Here is a 1,419-nt window from a genome sequence, read left to right as displayed (position 1 = left end):
GGCGGTAAAAAATCAGCGATGATTTCCCCTGTGGTTAATGCCTTTGAAATATCTTCAGGCGCTTCAGTGTAAACTATTTTTTGTTTCATATTTTTCTCTCCCTTCTCTCCAATATCCAGCTCAGATTTCATACATACAATAATATGTATAATTTACCATATTTGTCAAGGGGTTATATTGATTGATTTATTTCCCAAATTTGATTCTTTGATAGTATTAATCTCTACATTAACATCACGCTAATTAAAAAGTTATTACTGTTTTTTTATTGCAATAACAGCTATTAAAATTGCAGAAAAAAGTAGTAAAACAACGCTCTCAACAGTAAGCGCAGGAAAGGCGACTTTGCGGCATTGCATGGACATCATACCGCAACCGCCAATAAGCATATTAGGTATTGCAAAAGCTATGATACTTGCAAAGAATGTACCGATAAGCAGACCCAGATGCGTTTTTTTATCGGTAAAAACAATCATGCAAGCACCCAAAGCGGCGATTAACAATCCTATGCCAATCTCGGATTGCCCCGACCAATGGCAGTGGGGATAACTTTCTTCTTTGTGGGCGCAAAGCTTAAACAGGAACTGCGGCCCCAATGCGATGAGTAAACCAAGAACTATTATTATAGAACCGCAGATAATTGCTTTTTTCATATTTGATCCTGAAAACACTCTCGCCTTTTTTGTACGAGAGTGTTGTTTGTTTAGTCTTCTATACAAATACAAGATGTATGTGTCCAACCCTTCTGGTGTTGAGTATATTGACAATTATATAAACAATCTCTGTTACCGAAACCATCCCAACCATCGTTACAAGAATCTACATCGGGCTTATCTCGTCCAGGTGAGTTGTTTGTACAGTCGTATTTTGCCTCTTCTCCACAACTCACTACAACCAATCCGCCTACCAACAACAGGGTAATCAACCCAAAAATCAAGAATTTGCTTTTCTTCATAGAAAAATCTCCTTTTTTGTTACCCTCTTTATTTGGGTAACTGTAAAATTTAAACACATTCAACGAATGTGTATACTAAAACCGTAATCCATAATTTTCACCAACTTTTTAATTCTCTATTCGCTAATACACTTAATTTATAAGATTATTCTATATTTGTCAAGCTAATAGCATATTTAATTATCTGTGAGGATAATTAATGACAGAGAAGGATTTGAGGGATATTTTAAGCCAAAACATTAAAAGGTTTAGAAGTTATCAAAAATTATCACAGGCTGAGTTTGCGGAGAAAGTAAATATATCCATACCTTTTTTGAGCGATATTGAAAACGGCAAAAAATGGGGTTCTCCTGCAACTTTGGTAAAAATAGCGGAAGCCCTAAATATTGAAACTTACGAATTATTAAAACCTGAATCTATTATTCCCGATAATGCTGAAAATATATTAGAAAAATACACCGCCG

At 35.2% G+C, this 1,419-nt stretch carries 3 protein-coding genes; 1 reads left to right on the top strand and 2 read right to left on the bottom strand.

Features of this window, described 5'->3' with window-relative positions:
* Positions 1-254: 254 nt before the first annotated feature.
* Both ACYVRH_RS12640 and ACYVRH_RS12635 read right to left on the bottom strand, forming a co-directional pair.
* Positions 255-653, bottom strand: coding sequence for a DUF4418 family protein (locus ACYVRH_RS12640; protein WP_461257257.1), 399 nt, complete (start codon positions 651-653; stop codon positions 255-257).
* Between the two features lie 50 nt (positions 654-703).
* Positions 704-955, bottom strand: coding sequence for a hypothetical protein (locus ACYVRH_RS12635; protein WP_461257256.1), 252 nt, complete (start codon positions 953-955; stop codon positions 704-706).
* Positions 956-1,154: 199 nt separating this feature from the next.
* Between ACYVRH_RS12635 and ACYVRH_RS12630 the strand changes: the two genes are divergently transcribed.
* A partial coding sequence (locus ACYVRH_RS12630) for a helix-turn-helix domain-containing protein (RefSeq protein WP_461257255.1) occupies positions 1,155-1,419 on the top strand: 265 nt, incomplete at its 3' end.

This window comes from Treponema sp. R80B11-R83G3, assembly GCF_054786115.1.
This window is presented reverse-complemented; position numbering and strand designations above follow the sequence as displayed.